Raw genomic sequence first — 23904 nt, 5'->3', positions numbered from 1 at the left:
AGTAGCTGGACCGGACGGCAGGCGGGGTGGCGATGGCGCAGCGGGGACGGGGACGGCCGATCAGACGGCCTCGATTCGCCACGTGGTCGCACTCGTGTACGACCACTTCTCGACGGTGAGGTCGGAGGCCGAATCGCGGAGCTTGACCATCAGGGCACCAATCTCCTTGGGCGAGAGGTCCACCTCGTCGGCGATGAACTTACTCTTGAAGTAGTGTTCACCGTCCTGGGCTTTCGAGAGCAGGTACTGCTTGAGCCGCTCCTCTTTGGACGCACTGTCGTCGGAGTCGGGGGAGGGATCTGCGGTTGCGCTCATTGGGTTTCGCCTCAATCATCCGTACAGCCCGGAAGGTGTTATAAAGGGAGGAACGTTCGGAGCAGTTCGGGCAGTTTTACCGATTCGCCCGGTTTTGCAAAACATTCAAAACATTTTACCAAGCCGTGAGACAGTTTATCGGCTCCGCTCGTCGTTTCTTTTTCCAAATACGGTGTTGATAATTATCTTCCGGAGCGGTCGGGTGGGTCGAGCCGCTCAGGCCTTCTCGTGGATCCAGAACTCCTCGTCGGTTGTCGACTCCTTTTTGAAGATAGGGACTTCGTCCTTGAGCCGGTTGATGCCGTCCTCGACGGTATCGAAGGCCTCCTCGCGGTGTCCCGCGAGCACCACGACGAACACGATGTCCTCGCCCTCGCCGATGACGCCGGTCCGGTGGTGCATCAGCACCTCGAACACGCCGTCGCGAGCTTCGAGGTCGGAGCGGATGGTCCGCATCCGGTCGGCGGCGACATCCTCGTACTTCTCGAACTCCAGATGCGTGGTCGGGGTGTCGTCCTCGCCGTCTTTCACCCGGACGCGCCCGGTGAAGGTGGCGATGGCACCGGAACGGTCGGCCTGTGGCGACGCCTTTGCCCGCCGAACGAGGGATTCGAGCGTGATCCGCGGTTCGAGGTCGTCGACGACATCGAGGATCGGATCGAGGGCGGCCTCGACGGCCTCGGCGACGGTGTGCCGAATCTCGCCGGCCGCCTCGGCGTCAGCGACGGCGACCGTCGGGAGGCGGGCGTCCGCGAAGCCAACCGTCAGAGCGACGTCGTAGTCGGGGGTCAGCGAGTCGAGAAGGCCGTCGAGTGTCTCGCCGTCGCCGGCGCCGATCCACGATCCGTCGGTCGAGAGTCCGTAGGCCGCACTGGCGTCGGTGTCGCGGGCGGCAGTCTCCGGGAGGGTCTCGACGGTGGCGACACGACCGTCGAGTCGGGCGACGAGTCGGTCAGCCAGGTCCACGGCACCCGGGCCGACGATGTTGAGCGTCTTCATACGTCGAAAAGCGGACGCGGACCCTTAACTGTGACTCGATGGTGCGAACCGGGTCCACGCGGACGATTCACGCACGCTCGGCGGCTTGACAACCCTTAAGCCGGCCTCGTGGTTACCGGACGAATAATGCGAGTCGTGATCTCTATCGGCGGGAGTGTCCTCGCGCCGAACCTCGACGCCGACCGCGTCGCGGGCCACGCGGCGGCAGTCGAAACACTCGTCGGGGAGGACTGCGAGGTCGGCGCGGTGGTCGGGGGTGGCGGGGTCGCCCGCGAGTACATCGGGACGGCACGCCGACTCGGCGCCAACGAGGTACAGTTGGATCAGTTCGGCATCGACGTAACCCGGATCAACGCCCGCCTGCTGATCGCGGCTCTGGACGGACTGTCCGCGCCCTCGCCCGCCCACGACTACGAGGAGGCCGGCGAGGCGCTGCGGCGGGGCGACGTGCCCGTCATGGGTGGGGTCATGCCCGGGCAGACCACCGACGCGGTGGCCGCGGCGCTCGCGGAGTACGTCGACGCCGACTTGCTCGTCTACGCCACCAGCGTCGACGGCGTCTTCAGCGCCGACCCCGACACCGATCCGGAGGCCGAGCAATACGGCCGGCTCACGGGGTCGGAACTCGTCGATCTGATCGCCCCCATGAGCCGCGGGGCCGGCGCCTCGGCGCCCGTCGACCTGCTGGCGGCGAAACTCATCGAACGCTCGAAGATGCGGACGGTCGTCCTCGACGGGACCGATCCCGAACGGATCGAGGCGGCCGTCCTCCGCGGGGAACACACCGGGACGGACGTGGTACCCGAGGGCTGTACCGAGGATCCGGACGGCTGGAACCGATGAGCGACCACAACGCCTTCTGGGCCGACGATATCGCCGACGAGGTCGAGTCCCGCGACCCGGACGACCCCGTCGTCATCAAAGGCGGTGTCTCGCCCTCGGGGGTGCCGCACCTCGGCCACTTCAACGAGATCATGCGCGGATACTTCGTCGCCGCGGTCCTCCGGGAGCGAGGACACGAGGTACGACAGGTGTTCACCAGCGACGACCGCGACGCCCTGCGAGGGGTCCCCCGTCGACTGGCCGATTCGGACTGGAATCTGGTCGGCTTAGGCGAGGTGGACGCCGGGGCGCTGGGCCGCAATCTCGGCACACCGTACACGGACATCCCGGACCCCTTCGGCGAGAGTGACTCCTACGGCGCCCACTTCACGGATCTCTTGGCCCGGAGCGCCGAGGCCGTCGGCGTCCCCGTCGAGATGGTGTCGAACACCGCGCTCTACGAGTCCGGCGAGTTCGAGGCGGTCACCCGCGAGGTGTTGGCGAAGGCCGACCGCGCCCGCGAACTGCTCGCCACGTACCAAGACGGCGTCGGCGAGGACTACGTGCCCTTCATGCCGCAGTGTTCGGAGTGCGGTCGACTCACCCAAGACGTACGCGGCGTCGACCTCGACGACGGCACGGTCGACTACGTCTGTTCAGGCTTGGACGCCGGCGGCGACCACATCGAGGGCTGTGGGCACGAGGGGACGGCCACGTTCCGGGAGGGAAAGCTCCCGTGGCGCTTCGAGTGGCCCGCCCAGTGGCGGGTCCTCGGCGTCGACTTCGAACCGTTCGGAAAGGACCACGCCGAGGGATCGTGGCCGAGCGGGCAGGAGATTGCCCGGCAGGTGTTCGATACCGAACCGCCGGTGCCCATGACCTACGAGTGGTTCACGCTCGACGGTGAACCCCTCTCCTCGTCGGCGGGCAACGTCGTCACGGTCGACGAGGTGCTCGCACTCCTCGAACCAGCGGTCCTTCGCTATTTCTTCGTCCGCAACCCACAACGGGCCAAGGACTTCGACACCGAGCGGATCGACCTCTTGGTCGACGAATTCGACCGGTTCGAACGGGTGTACTTCGGCGAGGAGACCGACGCGGACCTGAAGCCGCTGGCGGATCGCGCCTACCCGTTCGTCGTCGACGAGGTCCGACCGGAGCGGGTGCGCCTGCCCTACACCTTCGCGGCCGTCCTCGGAATGACCGACGACCGCGACCTCCGGGTGCGGATGGCCCGCAACCAGGGCTTTTTCGACGACGACACGCCCGAGTGGGCGGTCGAGGAAGCCCTCGGCCGCGTCGAACGGGCCCGGACCTGGGCCGAGCGGATGGACAACGCGTACAACTACCGCCTGCAGGCGGATCTGCCCGAGACGGACTTCGACGCCGACACTGCCGCCGCGCTGACGGCGCTCGCGGACTTCGTGGCCGAGGGGCACGACGGCGAGACGATCCAAGGACAGATGTACGAGACGGCCCGCGAGCACGGGGTCGAGGTCGGCGACTTCTTCGCGGCGGGCTACCGCCTCTTTTTCGACGACACCGAGGGCCCCCGTCTCGGGGAGTTCCTCGGCGAACTCGACGAGTCGTTCGTCGTGAAACGACTCCGGCGCGAGGGGTAGCCCCCGCGTCCCGGCGGCCGTCACGGAAGGTACGACGTGGATTTCACCGTCGAGAAGACACTTACACAGCCGTATCGTCGTGCCGGATATGGTTCACTGTCCGGAGTGTGATGGGACCATCGCGGCGGAATCGGACGTCGAGTTCGTCGACTTGGACTCGAAGATGGCCGGCCTGTTCAGGTCGTCTAAGCGGTTCTACGTCGTCGCGTGTAGCGACTGCGGTGCCGCCATCGGGAGCGGCGTCGCGGGTGGCGGCGGATAAGGAGGGGTCAGTCCTGCCAGTCGGGGTCGGTCCGTGGTGGGCTGAAGATATCGACGCCCTCGAAGGGTTCGTCGCCGCGGTTCTCGACCGCGTGGGGTTCGCCGCCGGGGATCACGTAGGTGTCGCCGGCGCCGACGATCCGTTCCTCGCCGTCGAGGATGAAGACGACCTCTCCGCGGGTGGCGAGGCCCGCCTGTTCGTGCGGGTGGCTGTGTTCGGGCACCGTCGCGCCGGCGTCGATGGTGAACTCTTGAACGCTCATCTTCTCGCCCGACGCCAACTGAGAGAGGTGGACGTCGGCGACCGCTTCGGTCGTCTCCGCGTCGCCGATGGATCGGATCTCCATACACGCCCGGAGAACCACGGCGGGCTTAAATCTCCGGCCGGGCGTCAGCGCCCTTCGATCCGTATTCCGTCGCCCGTGCTCACCCCGTCGGCGACGCCGGCAGGAAGTTCGATCACGGTGTCAGCGGGCGCACGGCCGAGGCCGGTCCAAGCCGACAGGCGGGAAACACGTTCGACCCGGCCATCGCGGAGCCAGATGGCGTCGATATCGAAGGGGACGGCGACCATGTGGAGCGTGCGGGCGCCGACGCCGTCGAAGGGAAAGACGAGGGCGTCGGCGGGAAACGAGCGACGGAACATGAGACCACGGGCCTGCGCAAGGAGGGAGTCAGCGACGGCGGCGTCGGCGGCGAGGACTCGGTCGTCGCCGTCGGCGGGACGGTGGACGACCCGGGGCACTAGAGCCGTCCGGAGGCGGCCGGATTCACCCGGTCGGTGCGTGTCGAACCGGTCCCGGACCCGTTGAGCGAGGCGGCGATGCGGGTGAACGCAGCGACACCCGCCGCGGCCGCGGCGCCGGTGACGACGACACCGAGTGCGAACTCCACGACCGGCGAGAGCATGGCAGTGAGAGTCGCGACGACGGCCAACGCGAGGGGGACGGCGACGACGGCGAGGCTGATGGCTGTGATCCGGGCGCGGTTGCCCCCGGCACGCGTCCAGGTGCGGTCGACCGCCTGGGCGATGGGGTCACCGTCGACGGCGACGGCGACGAACACCAGTGGCAGGTGGACGAGTACGACCAGTCCGGGAACGACGAGAGCGGCGAGACCGACACCGGCGGCGACGACACCGACGACGCCGACGACGACGGCCCGGGCGTAGGCTGCGAGCGTCTCGACGAGCGTCTCGCCACCCCCGAGAGCACCGGTACCGTCCGCGAACACCCGCGCCAGCGCCGCGAGCAGGACGAGGCCCGCGACGGAGGCGAGCGCAAGGCCCCCGACTGCCCCCAGCGTGGTGAGCGGGAGGGTCACCGCGAACGTGGTGCCGAGAGTCTCGGCCGCCCCGGAGCGGACGAGCAGCGTATTGAGCGAGAGATTCCACGCGGCGTCGACGACGAGAAGCGCGACGACGACGGCGGCGGCCCGGGCCCCGGCGCCGTCGCGTTCCGCGGACGAGTCCTGGAGGGTCATCGTAGGGATTTGACGGCGACGACGACGTATATGTTTTTATCTAAATCTGATATGTGTCTGACGCACGTCGCACAGAGCGGTTCGGACATTCGAAATCGGGCTTTTCACGTCCTACACACGTCTGACAGCATCGATACGTTTTACTGAGACGAAACCACAGGGGCGAGCATGGATCGACGTGCCTTCCTCGTCGCCCTGACCCCCCTCGTGGCCGGTTGCTTCGGCGGAGAGCCGAGCGACTCGGACGCCACGGCGACCCCGACCGAGACGCCTGAACCGACGGCCACCGAAACACCAGAGCCAACCGCGACGCCCACGGCGACGGCCACGCCGGAACCGGAGGCGTCGGAGGCTGCGGCGGAGTTGATCAGCACCGCACAAGGACAGTTCTCCGAGGCCGTCTACGTCTACACCGACGGAGTCACCGGCGACCTCCTGTCGGTGACGGCCGAGACGGAGTCGTTCAGAGCACGCGAGGTGCTCCTCCAACTCGACGGCATCCAGCGGACGCTCGTGGAGGCAGAGGCCGAGGCGACGACCGAGGAACAGCAACAGACCATCGACGCCATCGACACCATGCAGCAGTTCCTCACGCACGCCACCGACGCTCAGTCGTGGCTCATCGAGGGACACGACGCAATCACCGAGGCGTACACCCACATGGACGACAGCGACCTAGACGATGCGGAGGACGACGTCGAACGGGTCGGGACCGCCGCCGATCAGATCGCGGAACCAATCGACGCCATCGGGACCGAGACGGAGGGATCGTCACCCGCGGCGGCCGTCGAGGCTATCGGCGAGGACGAGTACAGCGAGAAGGTGGCCCAGTTGGGCGACGAGGCAGAAATCCTCACGACCCTCGCCGACGACGCGGAGGACATCCGGAACGGACTCACGCTGCTGTCGCGAGCACGCGACGAAATCGACGACAACCGAACCGACCGGGCCGCCGACACGGCCGACCGGTCCTACGACGTGTTGAACGACGCCGAGGATCGCCTCGACGAACTCCTCGACGAGTTCCCGGAGCGGGCCGACGCCTTCGAGTCGGTGGCCGAGGACCTGCGGTATCTCGCCTCGCGGAACGCCGACGACGCCGACAGCATCTACGAGCAGTACAGCTGAAGGCCCAAACGCGTCTTTGAGTCAACGGCGGTTCTTTGTCCGACGGCTCACCAACGGTGCGTATGGAACGAGACGACCGCGGCTGTCCGAAGTGTGGCCACACCGAAACCGACGTAGGGAAGATTTCCACCACGGGCGGCGGCCTCAGCAAGATGTTCGACATTCAGACCAACTCCTTCCGAGTGGTGTCGTGTGTCAACTGCGGCTACTCGGAACTGTACCGCGACACCGGGTCGACGGGAAGCGACATCGTCGACGTGTTCCTGGGCTAAATGTTCGGAACGGCGGTCGTTCTCACGTTCGTCCTCGTGGCGGGCGTGGCGGCCCCGTTGGTCCTGTACCGACTCGTCCGCGCGGAACACGACGACCGTGCGGTGATGGACCGCGAGGCCGCCGAGCGCGTCGCCCGCCGCGACGTCGACGAGCGCGACCGGCGGTGAGTCGGGCGGCGAACCACACCCCCCACGTCGGATCCGAACATATTCGGGATCCGCCGACGCGATTGCCGACCGACGGGAACCGACGAACCCGACTTGTGGATACTCCGGCAACGCATAGTTGTATGACGGACAACGTCGGAGCACCCGGGACGGACCTCTCGCGTCGGCAGTTCGTGAAGGCGACCGGCACGGCCGGTGTCCTCGGTCTCGCCGGCTGTACGGCACCGATGAACAACGACGGCGGGTCCCCTGGATCGACGGGGACGGCAACGGCAGCACAGCAAAGCGGCGGGGGTCTCCCCGACGCAGGCAAGCCACAGGTCGTCGACGTGACCGAACAGAACAACGAAGTGACGCTCCGCTCGGTCTCCTCGCGGTTGCCGGTCCATCCCGGCGAGGCGATGGGCGGCCCGGTGGAACTGCCGCGGGTCTGGGCGTGGCAGGCCGACGACCGTGAGCCGAGCGTTCCCGGTCCGATTATCCGGACGACCGAGGGCGAGGACATCGAGGTGACCCTCGACAATACGGACGCGAGCATGCCCCACACCGTCCACTTCCACGGCGTCCGCAAGACGTGGGAGAACGACGGCGTCCCGACGACGACGGGGATTACCGTCAAACCGGGGGAGAAACACACCTACCAGATCCCGGCGAACGTTCCGGGGACCCACCTCTATCACTGTCACTACCAGACCCACCGGCACATCGACATGGGGATGTACGGAATCTTCCGGGTCGATCCCGAGGGGTACGAGCCTGCCGATCAGGAGCTGTTCATGACGGTGAAAGATTGGGACTCCCGGCTCAACCGGCAGATGGCGGGGCAGGATGTGAGTTACAGCCCGCGGAACCGCCAGCCGGACGTGTTCACGATCAACGGCCGGTCCGCGCCGCGGACGCTCCACCCCGAGGACGGCTCTCCCGTGTTGGTGAGCGAGGGCGACACGGTGCGGATCCACTACGCCAACAACGGCTACATGAACCACCCGATCCACACCCACAACCACCGGTTCCGGGTCGTCGAGAAGGACGGTTCGCAGATTCCGGCGGCCGCCCAGTACGAGGAGGACATCCTCAACATAGCGCCCGCGGAGCGCAAGACCATCGAGTTCGAGGCCGACGCCGACCCCGGCATCTACCTCATGCACTGCCACAAGGTGAGCCACGCGATGAACGGCGACGCCTACCCCGGCGGAATGGTCGGTGGCATCGTCTACGAGTCGGCGATGGACTCCGACGTCTTCGCGCAGCTGATGGAGTACGCGGGCTACGAGGGGTAGGGTTCTTGCCCGTGGGTTCCCGACCGTGACCCATGGAGCGGACGCCGACGGGCACGTCGGTGGGCGTAGACGACCCCTACGCCCACGCCGGACGGTGCGATCACCTGACCTCTGACGGCCGCTGTCGGTTCGCGCTGGAACGGGCCGGTGACAGCGAGGGACACAGTCCCTCGGGCAGTCGGCCGGAGGCCGACGACGACCTCGCCTTCGCGGCCGACCGTCGCGACGACGACTACGACTGTCTCGCCGCCGGCGACGACGACTGGCGGGACTGTCCCCACTACTGCTCGACGACCGACGGTCGGGAGTGTCGTCGCTGCGGACTCGAAGAGGTTCGGATGGCCCACGCGGATACGCGGCCGTTACTGGAGGAACACCACCTGTCGTACGGCGGTGACGACGAGGACGGCGACCCCGCTCACGAGATTACGGTGGCGCTCTGTCGGTGGTGTCACGCCAAGGTCCACGCCGGATGGGCGCGCGTCGACGACGACGTGAACCCGGACGCCGAGGCGCTGGCCGCCCGCGAGGAACGCCGGAGCAAGGAGCAAGCCGAGTTTGGCTTCCAGACGGCGGCCGAACGAGACGACCGGGAGTGAACCGGTTCCGGTCATCTTTTAGGCGCTACCGGCCTATCCGGTCGTAATGACTCGGATCCTCGTCGTCGACAACCACGGGCAGTTCACGCACCTGGAGCGCCGGGCGCTCCGCGACGCGGGCGTGGACACCGAAATCGTCGACAACGACACGCCGCCGGGCGACCTCGACGCGGACGGGCTCGTCCTCTCGGGGGGACCCGACATGGACCGCATCGGCCGCTGTGGGGAGTACCTCGACCTTGACGTGCCGATCCTCGGCATCTGTCTGGGGATGCAGATCATGGCCACGGAACTCGACGGGTCGGTCGGCTCCGGCGAGTACGGCGGTTACGCGGACGTGGACGTCCGGATCGTCGACGAGGGCGACCCGCTGATCGGCTCGCTCGCCCCCGAGACACGAGTGTGGGCGAGCCACGCCGACGAGGTGACCGCCCTCCCGACGGGCTTTACCCACACCGCGACCAGCGACGTCTGCGAAATCGAGGCGATGAGCGCCCCCGACCGAGATCTGTACGGCGTGCAGTGGCACCCCGAGGTCGCCCACACCGCCGAGGGCGACGAGGTGTTCGCGAACTTCATCGCTCGCTGCGAGTGAAGATGGGGATTTACCAAGCCCCGCATCCTCCGGCCGACTGATGACGGCGACCCAGTCCGATCTGGCGGACCTCTCGCGGTATATCTTCACCGCGCCCAGCTGGTATGCCAGCCTCGGATTCGCGCTCGTGATCGCCGCGATGGCCGGCATCGCGGCCTTCGACTCGGGGACCACGTCGCCGACGTGGCGGAACCTGCTCATCCTCGGCCGTGACGCCTGGCAGGGCATCTTCTTCATCGGGCTCCCGACGGTCATCGCCTCGGTGGGGACGACCGGCGTCGACCGCGCTGTCGGCGGCAAACTCACCCCGAACCGGTCGTCGCTGCTGGCGCTGATCTGTGAGGTCATCCTGGTGGCCATCGTCATCGTCGCGGGCATCGTCTCGCAGGTGACGCCGCTGGGACAGACGTTCGTCTACGACGCCCTAGTGATCGCGCTGGCCTCCATTTTCGCCTTCCGCCTGCTGGTCGTCATGGCCGTCTCGCAGTCCTCGCTCCTGATCGCCGCGGTGCCCGCGAGCCTCCAGACGGTCGTCTCCGCGCTCTTCCTGTTTGTCTACAGCGGCACCGTCCGGTTTCTGGAACTCGGCGGTCCGCTCGTCGACGCCTACCTGATGCCCTACCTCTCGCGGGCCTCGGAGGCGCCGCCGGAACTCTGGATCCTCGACGCCGGACACTTCCAACTGCTCGCGGTCACCTGCGTGATTTACGCAGGCGCCGTCTATACGTTCATCCGAGTGATCGACCGCCCGTGGCAGCGCAGCCTCGGCGTCTCGGTCCTCGATTTCATCCGGGGCTTCGTCGGCCACGTCGCCGAGGGGTCGCGCGAACTCGAGGACTTCTTCGAGAAACTGGGCGAGGAGGCAGTCGTCCCCGTGACGGTACTGTCCTTCCAGCGGCCCGACGGCACCCAGAAGGCGCGGTTCGTCCTGCCGATGATCCACCCCGGCCCGATGGGAGAGATCGGGGGCGGGAACTTCCCCGTCCGCGTCGCCGAACACACCGAGGGGCTGGTCTTTCCACCCCACGCCACCGCTGGCCACGATTTCAACCTCGTGACCGAACGCGAGGTCGATGCCATCCTCGACGCCATCGACGCCGCGGGCGACCGGATCACGTACGCCGAGGAGGCGACACAGAGCGTCCGCACGGCCTCGGGCGAGGCGTCGATGCTCGGCCAGGGCTTCGGCGACGACGCGCTGCTGGTCGCCACCTACGCCCCGGGCTTTGCCGACGACGTGGAGTACGGCGTTGGCCTCTCGGCGGCCGCCGAGGCCCGCACTGTCGGCCTCGAAGACGTCCTGTTGGTCGACGCCCACAACTCCAACAACGGTCTCCAGGGCGAGGACCTGGGCCACGTCACGCCCGGCAGCGAGCGCGCCTTCGATATGATCAGCGCGGCCAGGCACACGGGACAGCAACTAGCAGAGGAACCACGCGGCCCGCTCCGCCTCGGCATCGCCTGGGACCGGACACCGTGGGACCCGCTCGACGGCATCGGCCCTCTCGGAGTGCGGGTCGCGGTCGCCGAAGTCGAGGGACAATATACGGCCTACGTCCTCGTCGACGGCAACAACATGGTGCCCGGTCTCCGGGGACGGGTGGTCGACGCGGTGACCGCCCGCGACCCGATTGACGCCGTGGAGGTGATGACCACCGACACACACATCGTCAACAGCGTCGAGGCGGACAACCAGGTGGGGTCGGCCATCGATCACGGCGAGTTCGTCGCGCTGATCGAGGGGTTGGTCGACGAGGCTGTCACCGACCTCGAACCGGTCGCGGCGGGGATGGCGACCGAACGAGCGTCGGTGACCGTGTTCGGTAACGACCGCACGGAGACTCTCGCCAGCCACGCCAACGCCCTCGTCTCGATGGGCGGGGCGCTCGCCGCAGTCATCATCATCGTCGCGATGACGGTCAGCGTCCTGATCTTCTTCCTTACAGGGTGAGTGCGCGCTCGTCGACGGCGTCGCAACTCGGACAGCGGTGCCGGTACGCGATGCGGCGACCCGTGGTGGTCGCTCGCCACTCGGCCTCGGGGTCCTCGAACCCGCACGCCGGACACGCCGCCCGCGACGCCTCGAGGTGCGCCCGGAGTCGAGCGAAGGGTGTCGACCCGGATCGGTTCGTGGTTGACATACGTTACCAATTGACTAAGTGACGTGTTAATTCTTTGGATCGTCCCGAAGAGGCAAATATCAGGGTTGCATACGAGGTGGCGTGCTCCTGGTGCTCTGTGTGGACCTCGACGACGACCTCGGTCGCAAGACCGGCATCGAGACACCGGTCGTCGGTCGGGACGCCGTCAGAGACGCGGCCGTCCACCTCGCCACGGCAGACCCCGAAGATTCCGACGTGAACGTCATGTTCCAGGGGCTTCACGTACTCGACGACCTCCGCCGAGAGGAGAGCGAAGAGGTGGAGGTGGCAGCCGTCACCGGCGTTCAGGGGAGCGAGGTGCGGGCCACTCGGGCGGTCGGTGAGGAGGTCGACCGCGTGCTGGCGGGACTCTCGACCGGCGAGTCCGTGCGGGCCATCGTCATCACCGACGGCGCCCAAGACGAGTCGGTGTTGCCGGTCATTCGCTCGCGGGTGCCCATCGACAGCGTCCGGCGGGTTGTGGTCCGCCAGGCGCAGAATCTGGAATCGATGTACTACACGATGAAGCAGGTGCTCGCGGACCCCGAGACACGGGGGACCCTGCTGGTGCCACTGGGTATCCTCCTGTTGATCTACCCCTTCGTCACCATCGCCACCTTCTTCGACGTGCCGGGGGCAGCCGTCCTCGGCGTCATCTCCGCGTTGCTCGGCCTCTATACGCTGTTCCGCGGTCTCGGTCTCGAATCGACGGTCGACGAGGCCGCCGACCGCGTGCGGAACGTCCTCTATGCCGGCCGGGTGACGATCATCACCTACGTCGTCGCCGCGGCGCTCCTGGTCGTGGGCGGCGCCGAGGGCGTCTCGACGCTCCACACTGTCGAGGGCGGCATCGCCGGGAACCCCTCGGCGGTGACGGTACTCGCTGCGCTCGTCAACGGCGCGATCCAGTGGTTCGCCGCCGCGGGGATCACCAGCAGTCTGGGGCAGGTGACCGACGAGTACCTCGCCGAGCGCTTCAAGTGGCGCTATCTGAACGCCCCCTTCTACGTCGCCGCCATCGCGGTCGTCCTCTATGCCGTCTCGGGGTTCCTGTTGCCCCCCGTCGAGGGGATGGCGACGCTGACCCTGACCGATCTCGCGGTTGCGCTCGTCGTGGGGACGCTACTCGGCGTTCTCAGCACACTCACCTTCGCGGTCGCGGAGTCGCGGTATCCGACGGGCGCCGACCCCGCCTAGCGGTCCCGAACGACGACGAACTCCGCGAGGTCTTGGAGGTAGTCGACGGCGTCGACGTCCTCGGTGTCGGCTGCGGCCAGCGCCGACAGCGCCCGATCCGACTGCCGGCGCGCCCGCTCGTTTGCCACGTCGGGCGAGAGCCCCGTTACCTGGACCAGCGACGGGCGGTCCATCTCGGCGTCCTGGCCCGTCGGCTTGCCTAGCGCGTCCGCGTCGGCGGTCGCGTCGAGTACGTCGTCGCGGATCTGGAAGGCGACGCCGACCCGTTCGGCGTAGTCACCCAGGGACTCGACGGTGAAGGCGTCGGCGCCGCCGGCGACCGCGCCGAGTTCCGCCGCCGCCCGGAAGAGGACACCCGTCTTGCGCCGGGCGAGTTCCATATACTCGGCCTCTGTCTCGGGGCGGGCGACCAGTTCCGTCGCCTCACCCTCGCCGAGTTCGACCATCGCCTCGGCGACGATTCGCATCGCGCGTTCGTCCTCCGAAAAGAGCGCGAACGCCTCGCCGAGCAGCCCGTCGCTGGCGACGATAGCGGGGCCGTAGCCGAACGCCTCCCACGCGCTCGGCGTGCCGCGGCGCACGTCCGAGCGGTCGATGATGTCGTCGATCACCAGCGAGGCGTTGTGGACGAGTTCGATCCCCACGGCGAACTCGACGGCGTCGGCCGGCGCTCCGCCAACCGCCTCGCAGGTCAACACCGTCACCGCCGGCCGGACGCGCTTGCCGCCCGCGAGGGCGACGTGTTCGAGTTCCGCGGCGAGTTCCGGCGGTTCGACCGCCTCGATGAGCGACTCGAGGCGGTCGTTCACCAAGCCGACCCGCCGATCCAGATACTCCATTGCCCGATTGAAGGGGCGGGCACGGCAAGTACGTGACGCTCCCGTAGCGTTCGACCCAGTCGGCACACCCAACCGCGGTCCCGCGGCCGTCCGATGGCGTCCTACGATTCGAACCGCTCGATGAGTTCCGGAACGACCTCGAACAGGTCGCCGACGACGCCGTAGTCCGCGATGTCGAAGATGGGGGCGTCGGGGTCGGTGTTGACGGCGATGATCGTCTCCGCGCCTTTCATGCCCGCGACGTGTTGGACCGCCCCGGAGATGCCGAGTGCGAGGTACACCTTCGGTGTCACGACCGCGCCGGACTGCCCGACCTGCCGATTTTTCGGTAGCCAGCCGTTGTCGACGATGGGCCGCGACGCCGCGAGCGTCGCATCCAGCGCGTCGGCCAACTCCTCGACCAGTTCGAGGTTCGCTTCCTCGTCGATGCCCCGGCCGACCGAGACGATGAACTCGGCCTCACCGATGTCGACGTCGCCGGCGCCGACCTCCTCGAACCCGCGGACGGTCGAGCGGATCGACGGCGCGTCGATATCGACGGTGAAGGGTTCGACGGTGGCGTCGCCCGGGTCCTCGACGGACGGCCACTCGGCGTCGCGGATCGTCACGGCGGCGGGCGTGGTCGCCTCGACCGTCGTCTCCACCTTCGACCCGTACGTCTCGCGGGTGACGACGAGGTCGTCCGCGACCGTCAGGTCGACCGCGTCGCTGACCAGCGGGATCGAGAGTCGCGTCGCCACCGCCGGGGCGTAATCGAGACCATTCACGCTGTTGGGCAGGAGGAGGACGCTCGGGTCGACGGCCTCGAACAGCGCCGTCGTCGCCGCCGCGTAGACGTCGTGGTTGAACTCCTCGCCCTCGTCGACGGTGTGGACGACGTCGGCGCCCGCACGGTTCACCCGCTCGGCGAAGCTGTCCACGTCGCCGCCGATCACGGCGACGTGCAGGTCGCCGCCCAGGTCGGCCGCCAGGTCACGCCCCGCGGCGATCAGTTCGTAGCTCACGGGGCGGAGTTCGCCGCGCCGGTGCTCCGCGACGGCGAGTACGTCGCCGTCGCTCATTCCGCGCTCACCCCCGCGTCCCGCAGGACGGTCTCGAGGTCATCCGCGGTGTCCGCTGCGCTCCCCTCGAACAGCGTGGCGTCCGACTCGCTCTCGGGCCGTGCCAGCCCCGTGAGCGTCAGGTCGTCGTCGAGAACCGCCGGATCGAGGCCGAGGTCGGCGAGTGTTCGCACGTCGAGTTCCTTGCGCTGGGCCTGTCTAATGCCCCGCAGGCTCGCGTACCGCGGGTCGTTGATCCCTGTCTGGATCGTGAGAACCGCGGGGAGCGGGACGCTAGTAAGTTCCTCGACGCCGCCTTCGAGTTCCCGGCGCACCGACGCCGTCTCGTCGTCGAGTTCCAGGTCGTTGACGACCGCGGCCCACGCGTATTCGAGGTGTTCCGCGAGGGCGACGCCCGTCGCGCCGAAGCCGTCGTCGGCTGCCTGGACGCCCGACAGGACGAGGTCCGGGTCCTCCGCCTCGGCGACAGCCGCGAGGACACGCGCCATGGCGGTCGGGCCGACCAGGGCCGCCTCGGCCAACGTGTCGTCCCAGACCCGGACCGCGCGGTCGACGCCTTTCGCCAGCGCCATGCGAACCGTCTCCTCGCTCCGCTCGGGACCGACCGTGACAGCGACGACCTCCACGTCCTCGTCGCGGTCCTCCGCGATTTGGACCGCGGCCTCGACGGCGTAGTCGTCCCACTCGTTGAGGTCGTATTCGAGGAACTGCTCCGGGATGGTCAACCCCTCAATCTCGAAGTCGTCGGCGACGTTAGCGACCTCCTTGACGGTCACGAGAACCTTCATGATCGATCCCTTCCGGGGCGGGGAGTAAACGTTTTCCGGAGTTACGTTTCCGGGTCCTCGTCCGGCAGCGAGATGAGGTTCTCGCGGCCAAGCCTGAGCTTCTCGACCCGACCGTCGTCGGCCATCGTCGAGAGCAGTTGGGAGACCTTGGCGTCCGACCACCCGGTCTCGCGGACGATCCGCGCCTGTTTCATCCGGCCCCCGTTCTCGTTCAGGAGGCGTTCGACGCGCTCCTCGTCGGAGAGCAAGGAGGGGTCGACGGCCGCCTCGGCGTCTGTCCCCTCGTCGGCGTCGCCCTCGGCGGCGTCGTCGGCCGTCTCGGTGGTGTCGTCGGCCGTCGGCGTCCCCGCGTCGGTCTCGGGTGGGCGCTCACCGGCGTCGCCCTCGGCCTCGGCTGCGGTAGTGTCAGTCTCCCGGCCGGCCGTCGAACTCGCCGAGCCGTCGCCGCGGCGGACGAAGACGGCGACGACGAGTCCCAGCCCAATCAGGATGGCGCCGCCGATCAGCGCCCACGGCGGCGACTCCTCGTCCGGATTCTCCGGCGCGGTCTGCTGGTAGGAGATGGTCAACGGTTCCTCGAAGGTGTGTGGCCCCTCGACGACGACCGATCCGTTGTCGAGACCGAACCGGGTGTCGGTCACCCGATACCCGGCCGGCGTCTCGACGACCAGTCGCTGCGAGGGTTCGATGGAGGCGAGCCAACTTCGGTCACCGGGCATCAGCACCGCATCCTCGACGACGAACCCATCCTCGGTGGCCGTGACGAAGTTCGACCAGGTAAACGAGAGGCTCACCACGCCGGTGCCGTTGTCGACGGTGGCGTTACGCCGGAGGTTCCGGATCGACATCTCTCGACCGGTGGCCCGACTCGCCTCGCCAGCGAGCGTCCGGAAGAAGTCGGCGTCGAGGCCGACATCGACGTCGCCGGCCTCGAACGCCCGCCCGTAGCGTTCGAACGCCGCCCGGTCGGCCTCGGCAGAGAGGTTATACCGGAGCGAAACCGTCCAGCGGGCGTCTCCCTCGGGGTCGGGAGCGAGATATATCTCGGTGACCGCCGGGTCGTCGATACGGGCGAGGGCCGGACCCGCGAGTGCCGGACGGTCGGCGGGCGACAGCGTGGCGACACCCCCCAGATCCGTCGCGCTCGGGGCGTCGGTCCCGGTGACGGCAACCGCGGGGAACGCCCCGGACAGGAGGATCAGGAGGGCGAGGAGGGACGCGGCGATCCGCATTACTTCCTGCGTCTCGATGGGACGGGAAAACGCTTTCCATCGTCAGAGAGGCCCTGTCGGCAAGATAGCGGGCGTCAGACGTGAGACGGAAGGCGGGGTTTTAGTAGCAGGCGGCTGTACCGTCGGCCGATGAGAGCCCTCCCCGTCCTCGTGGTTGCCCTCCTCCTCTCCGCCGCGGTCGGGGCCGCGGGCGGCCTCGGGGCACCCGCCGCCGTCGAGCGATCCGCGGCGCGGAACGGGTCGTTGCCGGCGCTCGGCGACCCGCCCGTCGCCCAGACCGACGGCAACGACACCCGCCTCCAGCAGATCAGCGTTCTCGACGTGCCGGCTGGCGCCGTCGACCGGTCGGGAGTCGACGGACACTACGTCGACCTCGGTCCGTCTGTCGGCCTCTCGGCTAACGCGACGACCGAGCGACTCCGGACCCTCGGGATGGTCGAACGCGTCCAGCGCGCCGAGACGACGGAACTGCGGCGCGAACGCCTGCGAACGGCGCTCCAGACCCTCGAATCGTCGGTGGACGAACTCGACGACCGACAGACCGCCGCGGTCGAGGGCTACGGCCAAGGCGCGTTGACCGCCCGAGAACTGCTGGTCGCCCTGGTCCGGATTAGCATCGTCGCCGAGGAACTCAACGACCGACGGACGCGACTGGAGGGGCTGGCGGCCGACACCCGTGGGTTCGACATCGACCGCGGGCGGTTGGCTTCTATCGGCAACCGCCTCTCGGCGTTCGACGGGCCGGTTCGGGCACACGCCCGGTCGGTGCTCGACGGTGACGCCGATCCGCACCGGTTCTACGTGGCGACCGGATCGGAGAGCGTCGTCGTCTCGGCCGTCGTCGGCGACGCGTATCTCCGGGAGGCATATCGCGGCGACCTCCGAAACGGCGCCGGCGACACCATCGAACTCGAAGTCGCCCTCGACATCGTTGCCGACAGCTACCCGGTGATCTGGAACACGACCCGCGAACAGACGCAGGTGTTCGGCGGCGGCGAAACCTACCCCGTCAGAATCGGCCACAGTCGGGGCGACCTGACGGCGTTCGTCGACAGCGACGCGCGGATCGTCTACGCCGAACACCAGCGCCACCCGCTGGCGACGATTGTCGCAGATCGGCGCCTCCAAGCGACCGGCGAGAACGTCCACCTCGTCGTCAACCACACCTACCCAGGCGGTCCGGTGCAGGTGCAGGCCCGCGATCCGACGACCGGCGACCCCGTGGACGCCACCGTCCGGATCAAGGCGGGACCAACCCCGCCGGAGCGGATCGGGACGACCGGAGCCGACGGCACGCTCTGGACGGTCTCACCCAACCGACAGTACACCGTCGTCGTCGAAGCTCGTGGAGAGAACGTCAGCACCGTCGTCGGACCGGGCGATCCCCCACGAGTGGTGATGACCGACCGATCCGACGACGGGGATGGCGACAACGGGACGCCGACCGACACGGCGTTGACCACGACACCACCACCTGCCACGAACCTTCATCCCCGATGACGAGGGCAAGCGGCCCATGGCCGTCCGGATTGCGGCGGGTCTCCCCGTCGCCGTCGTCCTCGCTCTTGCCGTCGTTGGCGTCTCGCTCGGGATGCTTCCCACGGATTCAGCGACCGTCGCTCCGACCCTCGCGGTCGAGGGGGATCGGATCAGCCTCACCAACCGCGGCGGGAACGCGGTCGACGTGGGCCGCCTGACCGTCCGGGTCCGCGTCGACGGCACGCCGCTCACTCACCAACCCCCGGTGCCGTTCTTCTCGGCGCGAGGGTTCCACTCCGGGCCGACCGGGCCGTTCAACGCCGGCGCCGATCCGACCTGGGACCCCGGCGAGCGGGCGTCGTTCCGGGTCGCGTCGACGAACCGGCCGTCGGTCGACGCCGGTGACCGCGTGACCGTCGAGTTGCGCCGCGGCGGTCGACGCCTCGTCACCCTCTCGGTGACCGCCTGATCAGGACTCGGGAACCTGCGCCAGCGTCGTGATCGCAATCTCGGGGTTGTAGGTCGGCCCCATCATCACGTGTTCCACGTCGTTGAAGCCAGCCTCGGCGAACATCCGGTCGGCCTCCTCCTCGTCGTAGAAGAGCATGATCGCGTCGGCGAGTCGCTGGAACACCGTGCTACTGGGGTAGTTGGGGCCGACGACCAACACCGGGCCGCCGGGCTTGACGATCCGCCGGAACTCCGCGAGGGCGTCGACCGGATTCGGCCAGTATTCGATGGACCCCGACGACCAGAGGGCGTCGAAGCTGTCGTCGGCGAAGGGCAGACGCTCGGCGTCGCCACGGTAGAAGTTCACCTCGTCGGTGCGCCCGAACTTCGCGAAGGCCTTCTCCATCTGGTGGATGCTCTGGTCCAGTCCGTGGACGTCGTCGGTGTACTGGAGCAGTCCCTCGGTGCCGAAACCGGTGCCAGAGCCCACGTCCAGCACCCGGTCGTCGGGGTCGAGATCGAGGAGTTCGAGCGCCTCGGCGCGCATCTCCTCGTTCCAGATGAACGGGTTGACGCGGTCGTACACCGTCGAGAGGTACTTGTAGAACAGCCGGGCCCGGGACTTGTCTTCGAGGATGCCCATTTAAACCCGGGTTGGGATTCTATCGGCATAACGGTGGGGATTCGAACCGGAAAGGTTCTTGCCGGCGGCGCGCGCCACTCCCGACATGACGAGCGTCAAGGAGTTCCGCGTCGAGCGCGAACCGACGGCGACGGCGACTGGCCGGGGGCGGTTTGCCTTCACCGACGACTACTCCGTCTTCGACTGGGGACCGATGCCCGACGCGATTCCGGAGAAGGGGCAGAGCCTCTGTACCATGGGAGCGTTCAACTTCGAGGCGCTGGAGGAGGCAGGCGTCGCCACCCACTACCGCGGCGTCGGCCCGGACGCCGTGGCGCTGGCCGACCGCGACGACCCGCCACGCCAACTCGCCATCGAACTCGTGCAGGTGCCCGACCTGCCGTTCGCCGACGGAGCCTACGATTACGACGCCTTCCACGCGGCGGCAGGCGAGAACTACCTCGTTCCACTGGAAATCGTCTTCCGCAACACGGTTCCCGTCGGATCGAGCCTGCGGTCCCGAGGGGAACCGGGTGACTACGGTCTCGATCTGTCCGCGTGGCCGGACGAACCGGTCGACCTGCCCGAACCGGTCGTCGAGTTCTCGACGAAATACGAGGAGCAGGACCGCTATCTCGACCGCACGGAGGCAGATCGGATCGCCGGCGCAGCCGACGTGGATGCTCTAGCTGACTTAGCCCGGGAGGTAAACCAGGTCGTCACCGGGCGGGCGAGCGAAACGGGGTTCGTCCACGAGGACGGCAAGATCGAGTGTTGCTACGTCGACGGCACCCTGAAGGTGGCGGACGTGGTCGGGACGTTCGACGAGAACCGCTTTGCCTACGGCGGTCAGGAGGTGTCCAAGGAGGTGGTGCGCCAGTATTACAAGCGTTACCACCCGGAGTGGGTCGACGCGGTCGGCGAGGCGAAAGCCGCGGCCGACGAGCAGGGGGTAGCCGACTGGCGGACGCTCTGTGCGGTCGACCCCGAGCCGTTGCCAAACGGCGTGATCGAAACCGTCGCCGAAATGTACGCGGCGGGGGCGAACGCTTACACCGGCGGGGAGTGGTTCGACGCGCCGGACATCGGCGGCGCCGTCGACGCCGTGCGCGACCTGTAACTACGGTAGCGCGGCGGGCCACGGAAGGTCGGTAATCAGGAGCGTCACGAACCGATAGAGGACGAGTCCGGCGAGCGCCGACAGAATCACCAGAAAGAGGTGGTGGAACACATCGACGCCACGGACGGACATACGGGCCGTAGCGGCGGCAGGCACGTATAGGAACCGGACGCACGCGGCGGCGACTCCAAAACGGCTTTCCCCCACGGCCGCGCAGGATCGGTTGATGACGGAGTACACCGCCACGGTCACGGTCCGACTCAAGCGGGGCGTCCTCGATCCCGAGGCGGAGACGACCCAGCGCGCGCTCGAACGGCTCGGGTTCGACCTCGACGACCTTCGGTCGGCCGACCGGTTCGAAATCGACCTCGACGCGGCGTCGGCCGAGGAGGCGGCCGACCGCGCCGACGAGATGGCCGAGCGACTGCTCGCGAACCCGACCATCCACGACTACGAGGTCGCGGTCGAGGATCGATGACCGTCGCGGTGATCCAGTTCGGCGGGAGCAACTGCGACCGGGACTCGGTGCGCGCCCTCTCGCATCTCGGGATCGACGCCGAACGCGTCTGGTACGAGGACGGACTGCCAGACGACGCGACCGGCGTCATGCTTCCCGGCGGCTTCTCCTACGGCGACTACCTCCGGGCGGGCGCCATGGCGGGTCGCACCCCGATCCTCGCGTCGATCCGCGAGGCTGCGGCCGAGGGACTGCCGGTACTCGGCGTCTGCAACGGCGCCCAGATCGGCTGTGAGGCGGGATTGACCCCTGGGGCGTTCACGGTCAACCGGAGCGCGCGCTTCCAGTGTGAGCGGATTCACGTCCGCGTCGAGAACGCCGACACGCCGTGGACCGCGGCGTACGACGAAGGGGCGGTGCTCGAACTGCCTATCGCCCACGGCGAGGGGCGCTTCGAGGCCGACGACGACACCTACGACCGACTGGTCGAGGAAGATCGGATCTTGCTGCGGTACTGCGACGCCGACGGCGACGTCACCGACGCCGCCAATCCCAACGGCTCTCGGGACAACGTGGCCGGGGTCCTCGGCAGTCAGGAAACGGTGGCCGTGATGATGCCCCACCCGGAGCGGGCGACGCTCCCGGACCTCGGCGGGACGGACGGCACGGGCCTCCTCCGTGGCTTCGAGCGGACGACCACGACCGTTTAGAGTTTCTCGGCCGCGGCGGCCTGTTCGGTGCGCCGCTGCGCCTGTCGGAAGCGCCGGTCGGCCGCCGCCGCGGCGGGGTCGGGAAGCGTCTCCCGGAGGCCGTCGAACCGCTCGACGACGCGTTGGAGGTTTGCGGCTAAGGCTTCGAGAGCGCGGTCGGCGCCCCCGCGGTCACCCCCTTTGGCCCGCTCGGCCGCCCGGGAGGCGGCGCCGCTGACTGCCTCCATCGCCCGCAGGAGGCCACCGAGCGTGCTGGTTTCGCCGGCGCTGGCTCCGTGCCCGTTTCCGCCACCACCGCCGGGAGAGTCGCGTTCGTCGCCGAGCGACGCCAACTGCTCGGCCGTCTCCTCGGTGATCGTGGCGACGAACGAGGCGAGCGACGCCTTGCCGGTTCGCGGGCGGTCGATCCGAACTGGGTCGGCGTCATCGACGGCAGGGTTGACCCGGAAAGCGCCGACGGCGTCGTCCGTGTCCCGGACCTCGGTCGTGTAAGCGCCGCCGCGGTGGACGTAGACGGCGTCGGAGTCCGCCAGCGGCGCCTCGTAGAGGCGGCCGCCGAAGTCGTCGTCGACGGCAAGCGCCGTCAGTTCGGTGTCGGCGCCCTCGGCGTCGACTTCGAGTTTTGTCGCCTCGTCACGGGGGACGAGGGGTATTTCGCCGCCGACGCCGGCAAGCGTGGCCGTCCGGCCAACGCCGTCGGTGCCGGTAGCGGTCGGTGTCGGGGTGTCGCTCGCGGTCACGTCGGCGGGCGTGTCCCCGTCGCCGCCAACCTCAACCGGTTCCGCGTGCGGGGCGAGGCCGGCGCCGTTGACCACCAACCGGTGTGACCCGGTCTCGACGCCGCGGAGCATCGCCACACCGCGAAATGTTGGGGCGGCGACGGGGTCGCTCCGAAGGAGGGCAACGGCCTCCAGTGCCGTCTCGGTCGTCGTCACCCCGGCGCCGTCGGGGGCGTCCGCCGACCGCACCACCTCGGTGACCGTCGCCACGACATCGTTGACAGGGCCGGGTGGGTCGACGGCGTCGTACCGGTCGGCGAGCGCCGCCCGGTGGACCGGTTCCGTGATGTCGGCGGCAGGGTCGTCGTAGCGGTCCTGACGCCATGGCGTTCCGGCCGTGGAGATGTGGCTCGCGACGGCGTCCTCGGCGAACTCGGGAACGGCAAACTCGAAGCTCAACTGCGGGCCGGTAAAGGCCGCGATATCCTCGAGTTCGGTCGTCGAGACGAGGTCGTACGTGACGTCGGCGTCCGTGTCGGGGGTCGTACCCGTAGCGGGTCCGAAGACGAGGGCCGTCTCGCGGGCCGGGAGGTCCGACGGCGGGGTCGACAGCGCGTCGAACGACCGGACCGTTAGCGCCTCGTCGACGAGGGCCTCGCGGTCGACCGCCGGGAGTCGCTCGTGGTCGTACAGGGGCGCTCCGTCGACCTCCGGGACGAGGTAGGGGAGCCGCAACCCCTCGTCACGAGGGAGGCCGTAGGCGGCCGGAAGCTCCGCCAACTGCTCGACGAGTCCGACCGCTCGATTCGTGATGTCGGCTGGCAGGTCGTCGAGCGGCAGCCGCTGGAAGCTGTCCCGGCGGTCGTTCAGTGACAGGGCACTGGAGTGTGAGCCGAGTTCCGAGAGGATCCGCGGGACTCGGTCCGGTGGCGGGTCGAGAAACTCGTTGTTCGGCACCCGTGTGGAGTGTGAACTCGCGACGAACAGCTGTGGGTCGTCGGCGTCGGTGTCGACGTAGACGTGCAACACCTCCCAGTCGTGCCAGTGGAAGTTGGTCGTGAACTGGTCGAACGCCGAGTAAACCCAGTACTGGACGACCGCCAGCGGTGACGCCTCGTACTCGACGACGTGATAGAAGACGGTCGGATCGGGGGGCGTGTCGGCCTCGGCGGCGGCGCGGGTGTAGCCGTCGAGGGCGGCAAAGCCGTCGACGACCGTCTCGCCGTCCCGCTCGGTCGCGTACGGCCGCGGGTCGGTCGGGAACCACCGTTCGGCGGCGTCGAAGGCGAGGGTCGGGGCGAACCGTTCGGCGAGTCGCCGGGCCGTCTCCGGGTCGGGGGTCGTCGTGGGGGCAGGGGTGTCGGCATCGGAGTCGTCGCCGTCGGGCGCAGGGCAGCCAGCCAGCGATCCGACGCTCGCGCCGGCGAGGACGCCGAGGAGACGACGGCGGTGAAGCCCGGCGTCACCGTCGGCCATGCGACTCACCCGGTGTCGTACCCGCCGGGACGGCCGGCGATGCGAGAGACATACCCCCATCTGCGAGCGG

At 68.4% G+C, this 23904-nt stretch carries 29 protein-coding genes; 16 read left to right on the top strand and 13 right to left on the bottom strand.

Going from position 1 to position 23904, the window contains the following annotated elements; all coding sequences use genetic code 11:
* Nucleotides 1-60: 60 nt before the first annotated feature.
* Both NO878_RS11925 and NO878_RS11920 read right to left on the bottom strand, forming a co-directional pair.
* The gene (locus NO878_RS11925) at nucleotides 61-315 is read right to left on the bottom strand and encodes a DUF7123 family protein (RefSeq protein ID WP_256406219.1); all 255 of its coding nucleotides are present in this window, start codon (nucleotides 313-315) and stop codon (nucleotides 61-63) included.
* Between the two features lie 216 nt (nucleotides 316-531).
* Entirely contained in the window at nucleotides 532-1314 is a 783-nt protein-coding gene (locus NO878_RS11920; RefSeq protein ID WP_256406218.1) for a molybdopterin synthase, read from the bottom strand.
* Nucleotides 1315-1440: 126 nt separating this feature from the next.
* Here NO878_RS11920 and pyrH point away from each other — a divergent pair, with 126 nt between their 5' ends.
* From pyrH to NO878_RS11905, 3 genes are all read left to right on the top strand, one after another.
* Nucleotides 1441-2157 (top strand): UMP kinase, encoded by a 717-nt coding sequence (pyrH, locus tag NO878_RS11915; protein WP_256406217.1) that lies wholly within the window; start codon nucleotides 1441-1443, stop codon nucleotides 2155-2157.
* Entirely contained in the window at nucleotides 2154-3758 is a 1605-nt protein-coding gene (gene lysS / locus NO878_RS11910) for a lysine--tRNA ligase (protein WP_256406216.1), read from the top strand. The genes pyrH and lysS overlap by 4 nt, the downstream gene beginning before the upstream one ends.
* Before the next feature lie 88 nt (nucleotides 3759-3846).
* Nucleotides 3847-4020: a hypothetical protein gene (locus NO878_RS11905; protein ID WP_256406215.1), complete on the top strand. Its 174-nt coding sequence runs from the start codon at nucleotides 3847-3849 to the stop codon at nucleotides 4018-4020.
* 7 nt (nucleotides 4021-4027) lie between these two features.
* On the opposite strand, the gene NO878_RS11900 is transcribed toward NO878_RS11905, so the two are convergent.
* The 3 genes from NO878_RS11900 to NO878_RS11890 are packed head-to-tail and all read right to left on the bottom strand — an operon-like array spanning nucleotide 4028 to nucleotide 5501.
* Nucleotides 4028-4366, bottom strand: coding sequence for a cupin domain-containing protein (locus NO878_RS11900; RefSeq protein WP_256406214.1), 339 nt, complete (start codon nucleotides 4364-4366; stop codon nucleotides 4028-4030).
* 44 nt (nucleotides 4367-4410) lie between these two features.
* Nucleotides 4411-4764, bottom strand: a complete 354-nt coding sequence (locus NO878_RS11895) for a DUF192 domain-containing protein (RefSeq protein ID WP_256406213.1) — start codon at nucleotides 4762-4764, stop codon at nucleotides 4411-4413.
* Nucleotides 4764-5501 (bottom strand): hypothetical protein, encoded by a 738-nt coding sequence (locus NO878_RS11890; RefSeq protein ID WP_256406212.1) that lies wholly within the window; start codon nucleotides 5499-5501, stop codon nucleotides 4764-4766. Before NO878_RS11890 ends, NO878_RS11895 begins: the two co-directional genes overlap by 1 nt.
* Nucleotides 5502-5669: 168 nt before the next feature.
* Between NO878_RS11890 and NO878_RS11885 the strand changes: the two genes are divergently transcribed.
* From NO878_RS11885 to NO878_RS11855, 7 genes are all read left to right on the top strand, one after another.
* Entirely contained in the window at nucleotides 5670-6629 is a 960-nt protein-coding gene (locus tag NO878_RS11885; protein ID WP_256406211.1) for a hypothetical protein, read from the top strand.
* Between the two features lie 62 nt (nucleotides 6630-6691).
* Nucleotides 6692-6901: a zinc ribbon domain-containing protein gene (locus NO878_RS11880; protein ID WP_256406210.1), complete on the top strand. Its 210-nt coding sequence runs from the start codon at nucleotides 6692-6694 to the stop codon at nucleotides 6899-6901.
* Nucleotides 6902-7069 carry a DUF8143 family protein gene (locus NO878_RS11875; RefSeq protein WP_256406209.1) on the top strand — a complete coding sequence of 56 codons (168 nt, stop codon included), beginning with the start codon at nucleotides 6902-6904 and terminating at the stop codon, nucleotides 7067-7069.
* A 122-nt stretch (nucleotides 7070-7191) separates the two neighbouring features.
* Nucleotides 7192-8349 carry a multicopper oxidase domain-containing protein gene (locus NO878_RS11870; RefSeq protein ID WP_256406208.1) on the top strand — a complete coding sequence of 386 codons (1158 nt, stop codon included), beginning with the start codon at nucleotides 7192-7194 and terminating at the stop codon, nucleotides 8347-8349.
* A gap of 32 nt (nucleotides 8350-8381) precedes the next feature.
* Nucleotides 8382-8948 carry a DUF7097 family protein gene (locus tag NO878_RS11865; protein WP_256406207.1) on the top strand — a complete coding sequence of 189 codons (567 nt, stop codon included), beginning with the start codon at nucleotides 8382-8384 and terminating at the stop codon, nucleotides 8946-8948.
* Between the two features lie 46 nt (nucleotides 8949-8994).
* Nucleotides 8995-9543 carry a GMP synthase subunit A gene (locus NO878_RS11860; protein WP_256406206.1) on the top strand — a complete coding sequence of 183 codons (549 nt, stop codon included), beginning with the start codon at nucleotides 8995-8997 and terminating at the stop codon, nucleotides 9541-9543.
* 40 nt (nucleotides 9544-9583) lie between these two features.
* Entirely contained in the window at nucleotides 9584-11494 is a 1911-nt protein-coding gene (locus NO878_RS11855; protein WP_256406205.1) for a DUF2070 family protein, read from the top strand.
* Here NO878_RS11855 and NO878_RS11850 read toward each other — a convergent pair.
* Nucleotides 11484-11684 (bottom strand): HVO_0649 family zinc finger protein, encoded by a 201-nt coding sequence (locus tag NO878_RS11850; RefSeq protein ID WP_256406204.1) that lies wholly within the window; start codon nucleotides 11682-11684, stop codon nucleotides 11484-11486. The two genes, NO878_RS11855 and NO878_RS11850, sit on opposite strands and share 11 nt — an antisense overlap.
* A gap of 81 nt (nucleotides 11685-11765) precedes the next feature.
* Here NO878_RS11850 and NO878_RS11845 point away from each other — a divergent pair, with 81 nt between their 5' ends.
* Nucleotides 11766-12881: a DUF373 family protein gene (locus tag NO878_RS11845; RefSeq protein ID WP_256406203.1), complete on the top strand. Its 1116-nt coding sequence runs from the start codon at nucleotides 11766-11768 to the stop codon at nucleotides 12879-12881.
* On the opposite strand, the gene NO878_RS11840 is transcribed toward NO878_RS11845, so the two are convergent.
* The 4 genes from NO878_RS11840 to NO878_RS11825 all read right to left on the bottom strand — a co-directional run bounded on the left by NO878_RS11840 (nucleotide 12878) and on the right by NO878_RS11825 (nucleotide 16801).
* Complete coding sequence (locus NO878_RS11840) at nucleotides 12878-13720, bottom strand: polyprenyl synthetase family protein (protein WP_256406202.1); 843 nt, start codon at nucleotides 13718-13720, stop codon at nucleotides 12878-12880. The two genes, NO878_RS11845 and NO878_RS11840, sit on opposite strands and share 4 nt — an antisense overlap.
* Nucleotides 13721-13821: 101 nt before the next feature.
* Nucleotides 13822-14781: an electron transfer flavoprotein subunit alpha/FixB family protein gene (locus NO878_RS11835; protein ID WP_256406201.1), complete on the bottom strand. Its 960-nt coding sequence runs from the start codon at nucleotides 14779-14781 to the stop codon at nucleotides 13822-13824.
* The gene (locus tag NO878_RS11830) at nucleotides 14778-15569 is read right to left on the bottom strand and encodes an electron transfer flavoprotein subunit beta/FixA family protein (RefSeq protein ID WP_256406200.1); all 792 of its coding nucleotides are present in this window, start codon (nucleotides 15567-15569) and stop codon (nucleotides 14778-14780) included. The genes NO878_RS11835 and NO878_RS11830 overlap by 4 nt, the downstream gene beginning before the upstream one ends.
* Before the next feature lie 41 nt (nucleotides 15570-15610).
* Nucleotides 15611-16801 (bottom strand): helix-turn-helix transcriptional regulator, encoded by a 1191-nt coding sequence (locus tag NO878_RS11825; RefSeq protein ID WP_256406199.1) that lies wholly within the window; start codon nucleotides 16799-16801, stop codon nucleotides 15611-15613.
* A gap of 129 nt (nucleotides 16802-16930) precedes the next feature.
* On the opposite strand from NO878_RS11825, the gene NO878_RS11820 reads away from it, so the two are divergent.
* Together NO878_RS11820 and NO878_RS11815 are read left to right on the top strand one after the other, a co-directional pair.
* A complete protein-coding gene (locus NO878_RS11820; protein ID WP_256406198.1) occupies nucleotides 16931-18301 on the top strand; it encodes a DUF7094 domain-containing protein in 1371 nt (456 codons plus the stop codon).
* Between the two features lie 16 nt (nucleotides 18302-18317).
* A complete protein-coding gene (locus NO878_RS11815; RefSeq protein WP_256406197.1) occupies nucleotides 18318-18749 on the top strand; it encodes a type IV pilin in 432 nt (143 codons plus the stop codon).
* Here the strand turns inward: NO878_RS11815 and NO878_RS11810 are convergent, their stop codons facing one another.
* Nucleotides 18750-19373 (bottom strand): methyltransferase domain-containing protein, encoded by a 624-nt coding sequence (locus NO878_RS11810; RefSeq protein WP_256406196.1) that lies wholly within the window; start codon nucleotides 19371-19373, stop codon nucleotides 18750-18752. It lies immediately after the preceding gene.
* An 85-nt stretch (nucleotides 19374-19458) separates the two neighbouring features.
* Between NO878_RS11810 and NO878_RS11805 the strand changes: the two genes are divergently transcribed.
* Nucleotides 19459-20472, top strand: coding sequence for a phosphoribosylaminoimidazolesuccinocarboxamide synthase (locus NO878_RS11805; protein ID WP_256406195.1), 1014 nt, complete (start codon nucleotides 19459-19461; stop codon nucleotides 20470-20472).
* On the opposite strand, the gene NO878_RS11800 is transcribed toward NO878_RS11805, so the two are convergent.
* Nucleotides 20473-20604 carry a hypothetical protein gene (locus NO878_RS11800; protein WP_256406194.1) on the bottom strand — a complete coding sequence of 44 codons (132 nt, stop codon included), beginning with the start codon at nucleotides 20602-20604 and terminating at the stop codon, nucleotides 20473-20475.
* 94 nt (nucleotides 20605-20698) lie between these two features.
* On the opposite strand from NO878_RS11800, the gene purS reads away from it, so the two are divergent.
* Entirely contained in the window at nucleotides 20699-20950 is a 252-nt protein-coding gene (gene purS, locus NO878_RS11795) for a phosphoribosylformylglycinamidine synthase subunit PurS (protein WP_256406192.1), read from the top strand.
* A complete protein-coding gene (gene purQ, locus NO878_RS11790) occupies nucleotides 20947-21639 on the top strand; it encodes a phosphoribosylformylglycinamidine synthase I (protein WP_256406191.1) in 693 nt (230 codons plus the stop codon). The genes purS and purQ overlap by 4 nt, the downstream gene beginning before the upstream one ends.
* On the opposite strand, the gene NO878_RS11785 is transcribed toward purQ, so the two are convergent.
* Nucleotides 21636-23834 (bottom strand): hypothetical protein, encoded by a 2199-nt coding sequence (locus NO878_RS11785; protein ID WP_256406190.1) that lies wholly within the window; start codon nucleotides 23832-23834, stop codon nucleotides 21636-21638. The two genes, purQ and NO878_RS11785, sit on opposite strands and share 4 nt — an antisense overlap.
* Nucleotides 23835-23904 lie beyond the last annotated feature (70 nt).

It is taken from the genome of Haloplanus ruber (genome assembly GCF_024494725.1).
GTDB lineage: Archaea > Halobacteriota > Halobacteria > Halobacteriales > Haloferacaceae > Haloplanus > Haloplanus ruber.
The sequence above is the reverse complement of the archived record's forward strand: the minus strand, read 5'-3'. Positions and strand labels throughout refer to the sequence as shown.